15 protein-coding genes are annotated in these 15,028 nt (G+C 73.7%); 5 read left to right on the top strand and 10 right to left on the bottom strand.

All coding sequences use genetic code 11. The features are described from left to right. Positions 1 to 61: 61 nt before the first annotated feature. Positions 62 to 682: a calcium-binding protein gene (locus ACVW2K_RS07105; protein WP_457202024.1), complete on the top strand. Its 621-nt coding sequence runs from the start codon at positions 62 to 64 to the stop codon at positions 680 to 682. Between the two features lie 178 nt (positions 683 to 860). On the opposite strand, the gene ACVW2K_RS07100 is transcribed toward ACVW2K_RS07105, so the two are convergent. Beyond that, positions 861 to 1,448 carry a hypothetical protein gene (locus ACVW2K_RS07100; protein WP_028636361.1) on the bottom strand — a complete coding sequence of 196 codons (588 nt, stop codon included), beginning with the start codon at positions 1,446 to 1,448 and terminating at the stop codon, positions 861 to 863. A gap of 487 nt (positions 1,449 to 1,935) precedes the next feature. Between ACVW2K_RS07100 and ACVW2K_RS07095 the strand changes: the two genes are divergently transcribed. The 3 genes from ACVW2K_RS07095 (at position 1,936) to ACVW2K_RS07085 (ending at position 5,012) form a co-directional block, all read left to right on the top strand. Next, the gene (locus tag ACVW2K_RS07095; protein ID WP_457202023.1) at positions 1,936 to 3,099 is read left to right on the top strand and encodes a DUF222 domain-containing protein; all 1,164 of its coding nucleotides are present in this window, start codon (positions 1,936 to 1,938) and stop codon (positions 3,097 to 3,099) included. A gap of 375 nt (positions 3,100 to 3,474) precedes the next feature. Continuing rightward, the gene (locus tag ACVW2K_RS07090) at positions 3,475 to 3,876 is read left to right on the top strand and encodes a YciI family protein (protein WP_028636364.1); all 402 of its coding nucleotides are present in this window, start codon (positions 3,475 to 3,477) and stop codon (positions 3,874 to 3,876) included. Further along, entirely contained in the window at positions 3,876 to 5,012 is a 1,137-nt protein-coding gene (locus ACVW2K_RS07085; RefSeq protein ID WP_457202022.1) for an RNA polymerase sigma factor, read from the top strand. The genes ACVW2K_RS07090 and ACVW2K_RS07085 overlap by 1 nt, the downstream gene beginning before the upstream one ends. On the opposite strand, the gene ACVW2K_RS07080 is transcribed toward ACVW2K_RS07085, so the two are convergent. Further along, positions 5,009 to 5,755 (bottom strand): class I SAM-dependent methyltransferase, encoded by a 747-nt coding sequence (locus ACVW2K_RS07080; RefSeq protein WP_457202021.1) that lies wholly within the window; start codon positions 5,753 to 5,755, stop codon positions 5,009 to 5,011. The genes ACVW2K_RS07085 and ACVW2K_RS07080 overlap by 4 nt on opposite strands. Before the next feature lie 82 nt (positions 5,756 to 5,837). Between ACVW2K_RS07080 and ACVW2K_RS07075 the strand changes: the two genes are divergently transcribed. Then, positions 5,838 to 6,767, top strand: coding sequence for an AraC family transcriptional regulator (locus tag ACVW2K_RS07075; RefSeq protein ID WP_457202020.1), 930 nt, complete (start codon positions 5,838 to 5,840; stop codon positions 6,765 to 6,767). A gap of 10 nt (positions 6,768 to 6,777) precedes the next feature. Here ACVW2K_RS07075 and ACVW2K_RS07070 read toward each other — a convergent pair whose 3' ends face one another. From ACVW2K_RS07070 to ACVW2K_RS07035, 8 genes are read right to left on the bottom strand one after another with little or no spacing between them, the layout of a single operon-like run. Further along, a complete protein-coding gene (locus tag ACVW2K_RS07070) occupies positions 6,778 to 7,032 on the bottom strand; it encodes a hypothetical protein (RefSeq protein WP_028636368.1) in 255 nt (84 codons plus the stop codon). A gap of 14 nt (positions 7,033 to 7,046) precedes the next feature. Then, entirely contained in the window at positions 7,047 to 7,649 is a 603-nt protein-coding gene (locus tag ACVW2K_RS07065; RefSeq protein WP_457202019.1) for a class I SAM-dependent methyltransferase, read from the bottom strand. Further along, complete coding sequence (gene truA, locus ACVW2K_RS07060; protein WP_457202018.1) at positions 7,642 to 8,442, bottom strand: tRNA pseudouridine(38-40) synthase TruA; 801 nt, start codon at positions 8,440 to 8,442, stop codon at positions 7,642 to 7,644. The genes ACVW2K_RS07065 and truA overlap by 8 nt, the downstream gene beginning before the upstream one ends. 20 nt (positions 8,443 to 8,462) lie before the next feature. Next, the gene (locus tag ACVW2K_RS07055) at positions 8,463 to 9,206 is read right to left on the bottom strand and encodes a hypothetical protein (protein WP_028636371.1); all 744 of its coding nucleotides are present in this window, start codon (positions 9,204 to 9,206) and stop codon (positions 8,463 to 8,465) included. A gap of 11 nt (positions 9,207 to 9,217) precedes the next feature. Further along, positions 9,218 to 10,492 (bottom strand): guanine deaminase, encoded by a 1,275-nt coding sequence (locus ACVW2K_RS07050; RefSeq protein ID WP_028636372.1) that lies wholly within the window; start codon positions 10,490 to 10,492, stop codon positions 9,218 to 9,220. Then, positions 10,489 to 11,295 (bottom strand): xanthine dehydrogenase accessory protein XdhC, encoded by an 807-nt coding sequence (gene xdhC / locus ACVW2K_RS07045; RefSeq protein ID WP_028636373.1) that lies wholly within the window; start codon positions 11,293 to 11,295, stop codon positions 10,489 to 10,491. The genes ACVW2K_RS07050 and xdhC overlap by 4 nt, the downstream gene beginning before the upstream one ends. Continuing rightward, positions 11,292 to 13,526 carry a xanthine dehydrogenase molybdopterin binding subunit gene (locus ACVW2K_RS07040; protein WP_457202017.1) on the bottom strand — a complete coding sequence of 745 codons (2,235 nt, stop codon included), beginning with the start codon at positions 13,524 to 13,526 and terminating at the stop codon, positions 11,292 to 11,294. Before ACVW2K_RS07040 ends, xdhC begins: the two co-directional genes overlap by 4 nt. Beyond that, positions 13,523 to 14,968 carry a xanthine dehydrogenase small subunit gene (locus ACVW2K_RS07035; RefSeq protein WP_457202016.1) on the bottom strand — a complete coding sequence of 482 codons (1,446 nt, stop codon included), beginning with the start codon at positions 14,966 to 14,968 and terminating at the stop codon, positions 13,523 to 13,525. The genes ACVW2K_RS07040 and ACVW2K_RS07035 overlap by 4 nt, the downstream gene beginning before the upstream one ends. Positions 14,969 to 15,028: the final 60 nt, after the last annotated feature.

The following is a 15,028-nucleotide window of genomic DNA, read 5'->3' as shown; positions in this document are numbered from 1 at the left end:
GCTCATCTCGCGCCCATGATGGGTGGTGGACGAGTGATGCTGGATCGGAGGGATTCCTGCGATGCGCGTATCAAGCACTTCCGCCGGGTTCTTGGCTCCGGCGGCGGCCGTCGGCGTCGCCGCACCGGTGTCGGCGGACATCATCGGCACTCCCCATGACGACCGGATCCGCGGTACCGCGCATCACGACTGGATCGAGGGCCGCGCCGGAGACGACGTCATCCGTGGCCTCGGGGGGGGCCGGACTTCCTGTTCGGCGATCCGGGCAACAACACCTTGCGGGGAGGTTCGGGGCTGGACTTTCCTCAACGGGTCGGGTGGCGACGACGCGCTTCACTTCGGTCGTGGTGGCGACTACGGCCTCGGGCTGAGTGGGTCAGACCGGATGTGGGGTGGTCCCGGCGGCGAACGGCCTCTGCAGGGAGGTCCGGGCCCGGACAGGATCTGGGGCAGGTCGGGCAACGATCGCCTGTTCGGCGATGCGGACAGCGACAGGATCTGGCCCGGTCGGGGCGCCGACAAGACCGATGCCGGCTTCGGCGATGACCGGATCGTCGTCCGCGCGGACGGCGACCCGGACGCGATCGAGTGCGGGCCGGGACATGACGTCGTGGTCTACCGCGTGCGATCGGAGGCGACCGACGAGCTGAGTGGCTGCGAGCACGTCATCGTGAGGCCGTGAGCGGCAGGTCATGGATCGAGCGCCCTGCTCGGCGTACCCGACGAGAGTGCCTTCTGCCGTGCGCCGGCACCCGGTGGGATGACGCAGATCGGCGCGCGGATCTCGGCCCGAGCGGATGCTCGGATCGCGGCTGCAGATCCGTGCTGGCGGACGCGCACACGACGGCGTTCGAGTGCGGTCAGCGCACGGTGATCGTCCGGTCAACGCGAATGGTCTGCGTTCCTTGTTGGTAGAAGTGGTCGGCCGAACGTTGGTAGTCGACATCGACCGCCTTGAGGTGAGCAACGCCCCGTCGGGTCGGCGTCAGCGTGACGAAGAGGTAGTCACTGTGCGGTGCCACCCCGTAGTCGAAACGCATGGGTGGCTTGAACGCCTCGATGGTGCTGCAAACCGAGCCTGGGTCGTGCACCGAACCGATCGGCTCCTCGCCCCCAGCCATATGGCAGAGCCAGAACGTGGCATCAGCCTTGGCGGTATTGCTAGAGAACGTCGCGTCGAGCCCGTCAATCGTGACTTGCTCAGGGGAGCCGCTGGCCTGAGGGAAGATGACGGTCGTCGAGAGAGCCGCACCAGACAGAGGGAGCGGGTCAGAGCTGTAGGAGTCGCCGAGGCCACTGAATGCCGACGGGTGCGTCCACCAGCGCCACGCCATCGCGCCCGCCGCTACTAGTACGACTGCGACCATGGCCGCCAGGACGAGGTTGCGACGACGGCGCGCCCGGGCCGCAGGGTCCGAGGTTGCAGGCACACCCGTGGTGACAGACACGCACCGATCCTGTCATCGACCCACCCCGATCCCCGTGACGTCGTTGATTCCGACGACACCCGACCATCGGCGGATCCGCATCCTTCGAGACCGTGCCCGGATGCCGCCAGCGCTCCAGCAGCGAGCTCGGCTGGGACGTCGGGCCGCCGATGGTTGCCCTCGCGGGGTCGGCCGGATGGACTCGAAGCCAGGCGATCGTGACCAGTTCGGTCTCGTCGCGGCGGGTGGTCCCCGCCGGCTCCCGGCTTTCGGGTCCTGGCCCCGTGTCCGTGGCTTCCTGGCCGTGGGTGGTTGCGACCGACAGGGCAGCTACGGGAAGGGTGGGTGGGTGGTCGTCGCCGGTTCCCGGCTTTCCTGCGTGCGGTCCCGGGGGGTCGCGCCGGCTGTGGAAAGCGGCTCGGAATCGTGACCTGTTCGTTACCCAGGACCCTGTGGAACATGGGGTTCTGGGCCTCTCGGTGTCGGTGGCCGGTGCTTGAGTAGAGCCATGACAGCGATGGCCACACCTCGACACCGAGTCTCGGTGGCGGTCGCCCACGCCCACGCCGTACTGGATGCGGTGAGCGATGCGTCGGTGTGGTCCATGGAGCCCGCGGAGACCACGGCCACGCTCGTCTCGATCACCCGGCTGAAGGCGCAGGTGGCTGAGCTCGAGGCCCGGGTCGCCGAGCACGCCGACGACGAACAGGTCGATACGTGGGCGCACCGGACCCGGCAGACCAAGCCGGTGGTGCTCGGCCAGGTCAGGCTCGGCCAGGCCATGGTGACCCGCGGCCATGTCCGGGACGCGCTCGCCGCGGGTGACCTGGTGGTCGATCAGGCCCGGGTGATCGTCGCCGCGCTCGCCCAGCTGCCCGGGGACCTCGACACCGCCCTGGTGGACCGGGCGGAGCGGCACCTGGTGGCCGCTGGACGGGAGCACACCGCCCCGACCCTGCGGGTCCTGGGCAAGCGGCTGATGGACGTGGTGGCACCGGAGCTGGCCGACGCCTACGAAGCGCGGCAGCTCGCCCGCGAGGAACGCGACGCGCTGCTCGCCACCAAGCTGGTCATGGTCGACGACGGGCACGGCAAGTGCCACGGCCGGTTCACCGTCCCATCCTTCCACGGTGCCGCGCTGAAGAAGATGCTGCTCGCGATCGCCGCCCCCAAACGGCTGGAACCGCAGGAACCGGGCGTCCCTCTGCGCCCGGGCCCCGAACGGAGGGGCCGGGCGTTCTGCGAGCTCATCGAGCGCTACCCCGCCCACCAGCTCCCCCAGACCGGGGGCGTCTCGGCCACCATCGTGGTCACCATGACGCTCGACAGCCTGCTCGGGAAGCTCGAGCAGGCCGCGCTGCTGGACACCGGGGAGAAGATCACCGCCTCGCAGGCCCGCCGGCTGGCCTGCGAGGCCGGGATCATCCCCGCCGTGCTCGGCGGCACCTCCGAGGTCCTCGACCTCGGCCGCACCCGCCGGTTCCACACCAAGTCCCAACGGACCGCGATCGCGATCCGGGACCAGCACTGCACCGAACCCGGCTGCGATTGGCCACCGGCGATGTGCCACGCCCATCACGACATCCCGTGGAGCCGCGGCGGACCCACCGACGTCGAGCACGGCCGGCTGCTCTGCCCGAAACACCACACCAGGTTCCACCGACGCCCCTAGACCGACCGGTCGGACGAACCTCCACCACAGACCGGCCGGCGGGCCGTCGTGCCTGCGAGCGCCCAACGCCGCGAACCGCGCGAAGAGCTACGGATCCGGATGCGGAGTCCTCACCGAACCGGAGTCAGGTGCCGCCGCCACCAGTGCCGCCGCCCAGCCCGCGCTGATCGGAGTGAGGGCCATGCCTGTCCGCTGACCGTGAACCGAGGCGGCTGCGCCTGTCGGCCTGGGCCACGGCCCGGGCCTCGAGCTCGTCGACGGCGCCGAGGTTTCTACGCACCGACCTCGACGGCCGATGTCGAGAACCGTGTCCCGGCTCCGTCCCAGGGACGTGCCACCACAATGGGGCGCACGAGCCCGAGGAGAGAACCCACGATGAAGTACCTGCTTCTCAAGCACTACCGCGGCGCGAAGCCGATCGACTGCGCACCGATGGACGAGTGGACGCCGCAGGAGGTCTCGGACCACATCGCCTTCATGCGCCACGTCGCCGACGAGCTCCGGGAGCGCGGCGAGTTCGTGGACGCCCAGGGGCTGTCGCCGGAGGGCACCTTCGTGCGGTACGACGGCGAGGGCCGGCCGCCGGTCACCGACGGGCCGTTCGCGGAGACCAAGGACCTGATCGCCGGCTGGATGGTGATCGACGTCGACTCCGTGGAGCGCGCGCACGAGGCGGCGGCCTTCCTGTCCTCGGCGCCGGGACCCGGCGGCGTGCCGATCCGGGAGTGGATCGAGGTGCGGCCCTTCATGGAGGAGCCGCCGATCGTCACCGAGTGATGGACGAGCTGGTCCGGGACCTGGCGCCCCAGGTCCTCGGTGTCCTCGTCCGGCGCGGAGCTGACTTCGCGGCGGCCGAGGACGCCGTCCAGGAAGCCCTCGTCGAGGCGGTACGCCGCTGGCCGGACGCCCCGCCCGACGACCCGAAGCCATGGCTGATCACCGTCGCCTGGCGGAAGTTCCTCGACGCGACCCGGTCCGACACCGCCCGGCGCACCCGGGAGGAGCGGCTGCACGAGGAGCCGGCGCCGGGTCCGGCCGAGGACCAGGACGACACGCTGGAGCTGCTGTTCCTGTGCTGCCACCCGTCGCTGACGCCGACGTCGGCGGTCGCACTGACGCTGCGCGCGGTCGGTGGCCTGACGACCGGGCAGATCGCGGAGGCGTACCTCGTCCCCGAGACGACCATGGGCCAGCGGATCAGCCGCGCCAAGCGCACCGTCGCGACCGCGGGCGTCGGCGCACCCGGCGACCTGGGTCGGGTGCTCAAGGTGCTCTACCTCATCTTCAACGAGGGCTACTCCGGTGACGTCGACCTCGCGGCGGAGGCGATCCGGCTGACCCGGATGCTGTCCCACGCCAGCTCGGAGCCGGAGGTCGGCGGCCTGCTCGCCCTGATGCTGCTCCACCACGCCCGCCGCGCCGCCCGCTGGAGCGCCGACGGCGCGCTCGTCCCGCTCGCGGAGCAGGACCGCTCGGCCTGGGACACCACACTGGTCACCGAGGGCGTCGAGATCCTCCAGGCCGCGCTCGCGCAGGACCGGCTCGGCGAGTACCAGTGCCAGGCCGCCATCGCCGCCCTGCACTGCGACGCCCGCTCGGCGGCCGAGACCGACTGGACGCAGGTCCTCGAGTGGTACGACGAGCTGCTGGCCCTCACCGACTCCCCCGTGGTCGCGTTGAACCGGGCCGTCGCGGTCGGTGAGGCCGACGGGCCGCTGGCGGGACTCCGCGAGCTGACGAAGGTGCCGGCCGACGTACCGCGGCGTACCGCCGTCAACGCGTGGCTCCACGAGCGCGCCGGCGACCTCACCACCGCCGCGACCCTCTACGCCGAGGCCGCGGGCCTCGCGACGAACGCCGCCGAGCGCGACCACCTCACCCGGCAGGCCGCCCGGTTGCGGCACCCGGCCTAGGGACGCGTCGCCTGCACGAACGTGACCGGTCCGAACCGGTGGTCGAGCCGGGCGACCTCGCGGGCGTCCTCGAACCCCGCCTCGGCGAGGAGCAGGGGGATGCCGTCGTCGAGGTTGGGCGCCACGAGCTCGGCCGGCACCACCCGCGAGCGCAGCGGGCCGGTGACGTGCCTCAGCGCATGGCCGCGGCCGTGCCCGTGCCCGCCCGCGCCGTGGTCGTCGCCGGCGCCGTGCCCCGCGCCGCCGAAGTCGAGGATCGTGAGCCGTCCACCCGGCCGGAGCGCTCGGAATGCCTCCCGGGCGAAGCCGCGACGCCCGTCCTCGTCGACATGGTGCAGCGCGAGGGACGAGACCACGTGGTCGAGCGAGGCGGCCGCGGCCGGGAGCCGGTCGGCGTAGCCCTGGCCGAGGTCGAGGGAGACCCGGCGCCGCCGGGCCTTGCGCGCCGCCCTGCGCAGGGCGGCACCGTCGGGGTCCAGCCCGCTCACCCGGGCGGTCGGCTCGGCCGCGAGCACGGCGAAGGACAGGTTGCCGGTGCCGCAGCCGACGTCCAGGACGGCCTGGCCCGGCCCGATGCCCGCGATCTCGACAACTCGCCGGTGCAGTGGACGGACGGCGGCCGCGCGGGTGAGGACGTCGTAGAACGGGAGCAGCCAGCCCCGCCCGGCACCGGGCAGGAAGCTGCGCCCGCGCTCCTCGGGGGTGCGGTGGTCGACGACCCGGACCTCGTGCGGGGATGTCATCGGTACTCCTGTGATAGGACTGGAGGGATCTCTGCAGTCTTGGACATCTTGCGGTTCACCGGCATCACAAAGGTGGGAAGTGGTGGGACATTCTTCGGTCGGCGGCGCACGGCCGAACGCCAGCCTGCGCACGGTGCGCCCGGACGGGACGCCGGTCTACCGCCACGACCACCACCCGGGCCGGCCGCCGGTCGCGGTCGTGCGCGTGGACGACCCCGCGCACGGCGGCTGGCAGCCACCGGAGCGTCCGCACGCCCACGACTTCCTGTCCCTGATGTACGTCGAGTCCGGCCGGGGGTCGATCACCGTCGACGGCGCCGAGCGGCCACTGCGTCCGGGAGAGGTGCACGCGCTGTCCCCGGGCCAGGTCGTCGGACTCACACCGGCCGCCGAGCTCGTGGAGTGCCGGGCCTGGTCGGTCGCGTTCACCCCCGACGCCGTGCCGGCGCTGGCGACCGTGTCCCCGCTGACCTGGGCGAACCACCCCGTGCTGGCGCTGTTCGCGGCCCGCGCGGGGCACGGCGTGGTCCCGGCGGCGGACCGCACCGCCTGGACGGCGCGGTTCATCGAGCTGGCCGACGAGCTCGACCACCCCGAGCGGCTGGCCGCCCGGGAGGCCGTCGCCGGCCTGCTCACCCGGATCCTGGTCGCGGCCGCGCGACTCGCCCCGGCCGGGTCGCACGCCCCGGACCCGCTCGTCGAGCGCGTCTTCGACGAGATCGAGGCACAGTTCCGCGAGCCCGTCTCCGCCGCGGACGTCGCCCGCGCCCTCGGCTACACGCCCGGGCACCTCACCACGATCGTGCGCGAACGGACCGGCCGGCCGCTGCTGGAGTGGATCACCGAGCGGCGGATGACCGAGGTGCGGCGGCTGCTGCGCGAGACCGACCTGCCGCTCGGGGTCGTGGCGAGCCGGACCGGGCTGCGCGACGCGAGCTACCTGGTCCGGCGGTTCCGGGCTCGCTACGGCACGACCCCCGAGCGGTGGCGGCGCAGCCAGCGAGTCCGCTGACCCCGCCGGCTCACCCGGTGAGCAACACGACCGCCGCACCGGTGACGGCCGCGGCGACGAGCAACCCGGTGGCGAACGACCGCCAGCCCGGCGCCCCGGCGAGCACGGCGGCCACCAGGCCCGCGAACACGAAGGTGACCGCGAGCGCGACGTCCCAGGCGCCGTACCACCAGATCCAGCTGAGCAGCAGGCCCGTGGCCACGCCGATCAGCGCACCCGGCAGCCAGCTCGGTCGGGGTCGTTCCGGGACGTTGAGCTCGCGCACGACTCGATCATCCGTCACCCGGCCGCGCGTGTCTCCAGCACCCGGAAGCCCTTCGCGCTGGCGAGCCGCTCGGTCGGGAAGCCCTGGTCGGTGAGCCAGCGCTGCAACGAGTCCGCGCCGAGGTTCTTGCCCACCACCAGCACGGCGCGGCCGCCGGGCAACAGCCGCGGCAGCCAGGTGAGCAGCAGCTCGTGCAGCGCGTCCTTGCCGATCCGGATGGGCGGATTCGACCAGATCTCGTCGTACGTCGCGTCCGCGGGCACTCCCCCGGGGGTCGAGGCGGTGTAGCGGTCGGCCAGACCCAGCGCGGCAGCGTTCTCGTTCGCGAGCAGCACCGCCCGCTCGTTGACGTCAACGCCGGTCACCGAGGACCCGGGCACCGCGGCCGCGATGGCGAGCCCGATCACGCCGTACCCGCAGCCGAGGTCGAGGATCCGGCCGGGCGCAGGCGGCTCGGTCTCGCGGAACAGGATCGACGTACCGATGTCCACGCGTCCCTGGGCGAAGACCCCCGACCCGCTGGTGAGCGCGAGCTCGTGGCCCCACACCGACGCGGAGACCGGGGCGCGTCGGAACGCGACCGAGGGGTCGGCGCTGAAGTAGTGCTCGTCACTCACCGAGGACCCGCTTCGCCCTGGTCTGCTCGGCCCGGGCCGCCAGCTCCTCGTCGGCCGGGTAGGCCACCTCCTCGAGCGTCAGGCCGTGCGCGTGCACGACCGCGACCGCGGGGTCCCGCGTCTCCGCGCGCAGGATCTCCTCGGCCCACGCGACCGGCCTGCGGCCCTCGCCGATCGCGATCAGGCAGCCCACGAGCGATCGGACCATGCTGTGGCAGAACGCGTCCGCGCGGACCGTGCCGACCAGGAGCCCGGCGCCGTCGCGTGCCCAGGACAGCTCCTCCAGCGTGCGGATCGTCGTCGCGCCCTCGCGCTGCTTGCAGAACGACGCGAAGTCGTGCCGCCCGACCAGCACTGCGGAGGCTGCGTTCATCGCGTTCACGTCGAGCGGCCGCGGCCAGGCGAGCACGTGGGAGCGGACGAGCGGGTCGACCACGGCGGGCCGGTCCGCGATCCGGTAGGCGTACCTCCGCCACAGCGCACCGAAGCGCGCGTCGAAGTGCGCCGGCGCCTCCACCGCGGCCCGGATCCGTACGTCGGGCGGCAGGATGCCGTTGAGCCGGCGCACCAGCAGCTCGGGAGCCGGCGGGTCGTCGAGGTCGGTGTGCACCACCTGGCCGCGCGCGTGCACGCCGGCGTCGGTGCGACCCGCGCACACCACGGCGATCGACGGCACCCGGAGCACGGTGGCGAGCGCGCGGGTCAGCTCGTCCTGCACGGTCCGCAGCCCCGGCTGGGCTGCCCAGCCGTGGAAGTCGGTGCCGTCGTAGGCGAGGTCGAGCCGGATGCGCACGACAGCCGATCCTAGAGGCGTCAACGCCGCACGTGATGCCGCCAGGCGGTCGTGGCGGCGAACAGGAGCGCCCACGCGACGAGGGCCGGGCCCCAGGGCGTCCCGATGCTCCCGGCGTGGTCCGGGTACACCGCGGACACGACCCCGAACCATCCGGTGGTGAGCACCACGCACGCCGCGCTCAGCCCGGCGCCGGGCCACCGGCCACGGACTCCGGCGGCCACCGCCGCTGACACGAGGACCACGGCCAACGCCAGCGCCGCCTGGGTCGGCCAGTGGTCGATGCCCCACGTGTCGTCGTCGGTCGGCGGCCGCCCGGACCGGTAGCCGTCGACCATGTCGACGGCGAAGACCGCGGCCGGGACGAGCAGCACGGCCGTGAGGACCGTCAGCGCCGGGTCGAGTCGCACCGGTCCGGCAGGCAGGCGCAGGCCCGCCAGGCGCAGGACCGCGTAGGCGTTGCCGACCAGCAGCACGGCCGGCACCAGCTGCACGAGGGAGCCGCTCGCCACCGCCGTCACGCCCAGGGCCAGGCCGACCAGCCCCACCTGGACCGCCGGGAGGACCAGCACCGGCCGGACCACGAGCGCGGCGAAGGCCGCCCCGACGAGGAACGTGTAGAGGACGCCCCACCCGGTCTCGAGCAGGTAGCTCTCGTAGAACCCCGGGGTCTTGTCCAGGGGGACCGACAGGTCGATCAGGCCGAAGAACACGAAGGCCCAGAGGACCGCCGACACGGCGGCGAGCAGGCGTGCAGGGATCACGAGCCGGAATGCTAGAGGCGCTCCCCCGCCACCCACACCCCGGCGACGTCGGCGGGCGTGCCCAGCGCGAAGACCTTGGCCAGCGCGTCCTCGGGCGAGGCCGCGTGCCGCAGGCCGACGTCGAGCGGGTTGCCGGGCCCCGGCGCGATCCACACCGCGTCGAACTCCCTTCCCACGCCCAGGTCGCCGACCTCGAGGCCGAGCGCGAGCGCCCCGGCGCGGGTGGCGAGGAAGAGTAGGTGGGCCGGGGTCAGGAGCAGTCCGTCGGGCCCGAGCAGCGCCTGCATGAACGAGGCCTGCAGCCCCTCCTTGAGCATCGAGAAGCCGGTGCCGGCGCCGACGTCGGACCCGAGCGCCACGCGCACGCCGTGCTCGACGTGCCGGCGCAGCGGGAACAGCCCGCTGCCGAGCGCGGAGTTGCTGCTGGGGCAGTGCGCGACGGCGGCGTCCCGGCCGGCCAGGAGGACGAGCTCGTCGTCGGTGGCGTGCACGTTGTGGGCGAGCACCGAGCGCTCGGTGACCAGCCCGTGCGCATCGTACGTCCCGACGTAATGCAGGGCGTCGGCGAACAGGGCGTTGACGGCGGCGACCTCGGCCGGGTTCTCGTTCACGTGCGAGGTGAACCAGGTGCCCGGCTCGTCCTTGAGCACGGCGGCGCAGGCGTCGAGGGTCGCCTCGGAGGTCGAGTACGAGAAGCGCGGCGTCACGGCGTACCGGGTGCGGCCCTCGCCGTGCCACCGGGCCGCGAGGGCACGCGCCTCCTCGTAGGCACGGTCCGGCGTGGTGAGCAGCGGCTCGGGAAGCGCGCGGTCGCTGACGACGAGCCCGGAGGTGACCCGCAGCCCGACCCGGCTGACCTCCGCGAAGAGGGTGTCCACGGCGGGCGCGAAGTGCGAGCCGAACACCAGCGCGGACGTCGTGCCCGCGGCGACCAGGCCGCCGACGAACTCGCGGGCCACGGCCTCGGCGTACGACGGCTCGGCCAGCCGGCACTCCTCGGGGAGCGCACAGCGCTCCAGCCACTCCAGCAGCGGCAGCCCGAGCGACCCGATCACCCGGACCTGGGGGTAGTGGACGTGGGTGTCCACGAAGCCCGGCAGCAGCACGCCGCCGCGCAGGTCGAGCACCTCCTCGTCCGGGAACGTCGCCCGCAGCGACCCGTAGGCCCCGCGGGCCGTGATCACGCCCTCGGTGACCAGCAGTCCGGCGTCCTCGCCGTGCCGCAGCGTGCCCCCGGTGAACGGGTCCTCCGGGGTGTCCATCACCCGGGCGCGGACCAGGGTCATGGCGCCACGAGCGCGAGCTCGCGCAGCATCGCCCCGGCCACGGAGAGCGCCACGACCGCGGGCTCCTTGCCGGGCAGCGACGGGTCGCCGATCGGGCACGTGATGGCGTCCACGACTGCGGCGTCGTGTCCCTCGACCAGCAACCCGGACCGGAACCGGGACCACTTCGCCGCCGACCCGATCAGCCCGATCGGGCCGAGGTGCCCGCACCGCAGCGCGGCGTCGCAGATCGCGAAGTCCTCGGCGTGGTCGTGCGACATCACCAGCACGTGGGCGCCGCCGGGCACCGACCCGAGGACCAGCTCCGGGACCGGCGAGTGGTGCACGTGCACCGACGCCACCGCGTCGGACAGGCAGCCGAGCCGGTCGTCGGTGAGCTGGTCGCGGCGCGAGTCGACGAGGTGCAGCTCCAGGTCGTGGCGGGCCAGGATCCGCGCGAGCTCGAGCCCGACGTGGCCGACTCCGAAGACCGCCACGGCGGGTACGACGGGCAGCGGCTCGAGCAGCAGCGTGACCTCGCCGCCGCAGCACTGGCGGCCGTGCTCCGTGCGCGCCTTGTCGCTGAGCGAGATCGTCATCGTCTCGGGCGCGGCCCCGGCGGTCCCGGCCAGCATCGTCCGCGCCCGCGCGATCGCCGTCTCCTCGAGGTTGCCGCCGCCGACCGTGCCCCACGTGGCGTCCGGCGAGACGACCATCTTCGCGCCGGCGTCGCGGGGCGCGTGGCCGCGCGCGGACACCACCGTCACCAGGACGCCCGGGACCCGCTCGCGGCGCAGTCTCGCCACCGCGTCCAGCCAGCTCATCGGACCAGAACCTCGGCGGACGACCGGGCCCGCTCGAGGGCCCAGTAGACCGCCTCGGGGGTCGCCGGGGACGCCAGCTCGACGCTGGTGCCGGGCGGACCGAACGCGGCCGCCGCCTGGCGCAGCGCCTCGCGCACCGAGAACGCGAGCATCAGCGGCGGCTCGCCGACGGCCTTGGAGCCGTAGACGGCACCGTCCTCGTGCGCCATCGGCAGCAGCGTGACGTGCAGCTCCGGCGGCATCTCGCTGAAGCTCGGCAGCTTGTAGGTGCTCGCCGCCTGGGTCAGCAGCCGGCCGTCGGCGTCGTCCCAGCGCAGGTCCTCCAGCGTCAGCCAGCCGGCGCCCTGCACGAAGCCGCCCTCGATCTGCCCGACGTCGACGAGCGGCGAGAGGCTGTCGCCGACGTCGTGCACGATGTCGACCCGGCGGGTGGTGTACGCGCCGGTGAACCCGTCGACCTCGACCTCGGCCGCGGCCGCGCCGTACGCGAAGTACTTGAACGGGTGCCCGGACATCAGGGCGGCGTCCCAGTGGATGCCCTCGGTCCGGTAGAAGCCGGCGGCCCAGAGCTGGATCCGCTGGAGGTACGCCGAGCGCACCCGCTCCTCCCACGTGTCGCCCGCGACGCCCTCGAGCCGCGCGAGGATCTGGTCGCACGCGTCCTTCACCGCGCCGCCGTTGAGGTCGGCGCTCGAGCTGGCGGCGGTCGCGGACGTGTTGGGCACCTTGTCGGTGCGGGTCGGCGCGAGCCGCACCCGCTCGAGCGGTACGCCGAGCGCGGTGGCGGCGACCTGGATCATCTTGGTGTGCAGGCCCTGGCCCATCTCGGTGCCGCCGTGGTTGATCAGCACCGAGCCGTCCTTGTAGACGTGCACGAGCGCCCCGGCCTGGTTGAACGCGGTGAAGTTGAACGAGATGCCGAACTTCACCGGCGTGACCGCCAGGCCGCGCTTGCTGTGCGGGTGCGCGGCGTTGAACGCCTCGACCTCCGCGAGCCGCTCCCGCACCCGGCCCTCGACGACGACCTGGTCCCAGGCCAGGCCGGCCCGCTCGGGGTGCCGGACCGGCTGGCCGTACGGCGTGCTCTGGCCCGCGACGTAGAAGTTCCGGCGGCGCAGCTCCATCGGGTCGACCCCGAGCCGGGGCGCGCAGCGGCCCAGGATGTCCTCGATCACGAGCATCCCCTGCGGCCCGCCGAAGCCACGGAACGCGGTCTGCGAGGTCTTGTGGGTGCGGGCGACCCGGCCGTGCGCACGGACGTGCGGGATCCAGTAGGCGTTGTCCACGTGGCAGAGCGCCCGCGCCAGCACCGGCTCGCTGAGGTCGAGCGACCAGCCGCCGTCGGAGGTGAGCGTGACGTCCAGCGTCTGGAGGCACCCGCCCTCGTCGAAGCCCACCTGCCAGGTGGCGTGGAACCCGTGCCGCTTCCCGGTCATCGTGATGTCCTGCTGGCGGGTCAGGCGGAGCCGCACCGGGCGGCCGGTGAGGGTCGCGCCGAGCGCCGCGACCGCGGCGAACCCGTGCGGCTGCATCTCCTTGCCGCCGAAGCCACCACCCATCCGCAGGCACTGCACGGTGACGTCGTGGCTGTGCCGGCCCAGGACGTGCGCCACGATCTCCTGGGTCTCGGTCGGGTGCTGCGTGCTGGACTGCACGAACACCTGCCCGGCCTCGTCGACCAGGGCGAGGGAGGCATGGGTCTCCAGGTAGAAGTGCTCCTGCCCGGCCATCTCGGTGACGCCGGAGAAGACGTGCGCGGCGCTCGCCAGCGCCGCCTCGACGTCGCCGCGCTCGACCGTGGGCCGGGCGCCCTGGAAGCTCTCCGCCGCGATCGCGTCGGTCACGCTGACGATCGCCGGCAGCACGTCGTAGTCGGCCTGCACCGCCGCGGCGCCGAGCCGCGCGGCCTCGAGGGTCTCGCCGAGCACCCAGCAGACGGCGTGCCCGCGGTACATCACCTCGTCGGGGAACAGCGGCTCGTCCTGCTTGATCCCCGCGTCGTTGTCGCCCGGCACGTCGGCCGCGGTGAGCACCCGCACCACGCCCGGCACGTCGTACGCCGGCGCCACGTCGAGCCGGGTGACCCGGGCGTGCGCGTGCGGAGCCTGGACCGGGTGGGCGTGCAGCAGCCGCGGTGTGCGCAGCACCAGGTCGTCGGTGAAGAGCGCGGCCCCGGTGACGTGCAGCGCGGCGCTCTCGTGCGTCAGCGGCAGGCCCACGCTCGCCCTCATGCCGTGACCTCCGCCCACAGCTTGCGGAGCGACTGGCCGAGCATCGCGGCGCGGTACGCCGCGCTCGCGCGGTGGTCGTCCATCGGCGTCCCCTCGCCGGCGAGCACTGCGGCCGCGTCGTCGGCCGTCGCCTCGGTCCAGGGCCGGCCCTCGAGCGCGGCCTCGGTCGCCCGCGCGCGGATCGGTGTCGCGGCGACCCCGCCCAGGCCGATCCGGGCCCGGGTGACGACGCCGTCGGTGACGTCCAGCGCGACGGCGACGGCCACGCTGGAGATGTCGTCGTACCGGCGCTTGGAGATCTTGTGGAAGGCCGTCAGGCCCGCGAGCGGCCGCGGCACCCGCACCGAACGGATCAGCTCGCCCGGCCGCAGCAGGGTCTCGCGGTAGCCGGTGAAGTAGTCCGCCAGCGGCACCTCACGGTCGCCGTCGGCCGAGCTGAGCACGAGGGTGGCCTCGAGGGCGAGCAGCGCAGGCGGGAGGTCGCCGATCGGCGAGGCGGTCCCGAGGTTGCCGCCGATCGTCGCGCCGTTGCGGATCAGCCGCGACGCGAACTGCGGCCACACCCGGTCGAGCAGCGGCACCGCGCCGTCGAGCGCCCGCTCGACCTCGCTGAGCGTGAGGCCGGCGCCGATCTCGATCGGGTCGAGGCTCACCGCCCGCAGCTCGGGCAGCCGGTCGACCGCGACGACGTACGCCGGCCGGGCGCCGCGCAGGTTGACCTCGACGCCGACGTCGGTGGCGCCGGCGAGGACGGTCGCGTCCGGGTGCCCGGCGAGCAGGCCGAGCACCTCCGCGAGCGACGCCGGCCGGACGAACTCGCCCACGCCGTCCGCGAGCCGGGTGGCGGCCGGAGCGGGCGCCGGGGAGGTCCTGCGGACGGCGAGCGGGTCGGCGACGTCCGGGTCGCCGAGCGCCCAGGCGGCGTCGCGGATCGGCCGGTAGCCGGTGCAGCGGCACAGGTTGCCGCTCAGCGCGTGGAGGTCGAAGCCGTTGGGGCCGTGCTCGTGGTCGGCACGGCCGTTCGCCCGGCGGCCGGCCCGGTAGTACTCGGCGGCCATGCTGCAGACGAAGCCCGGCGTGCAGTAGCCGCACTGCGACCCACCGCGGTCGGCGAGCTCGCGCTGCACCGGGTGCAGGTCGCCCGGGTCGCCGAGCCCCTCGGCGGTGACGACCTCCTGGCCGTCGAGCGCCGCGGCGGGGACCAGGCAGGAGTTGAGGGCGGTCCACGCGCTGCCTGCGCCGTCGCGGCCGTCGGGGCGGGCGACCAGGACCGAGCAGGCGCCGCACTCACCCTCGGCGCAGCCCTCCTTCGCGCCGGTCAGCCCGAGGCCGCGCAGGAAGTCCAGCGCCGTGCAGTGCACGGGCGTGCCCGCCAGGGGTCGGGTCGTGCCGTTGACGGTGACCTCGGCCATCTCGCCTCCCACGCGCGTCGACGTCCGCATGGTTTCGAGTCACCACGGCCCGCCGGTTGTCCATGCCGAACGACGATCCGCCGGTACCCA

Source organism: Nocardioides sp. HB32 (assembly GCF_054058995.1).
The sequence above is the reverse complement of the archived record's forward strand: the minus strand, read 5'-3'. Positions and strand labels throughout refer to the sequence as shown.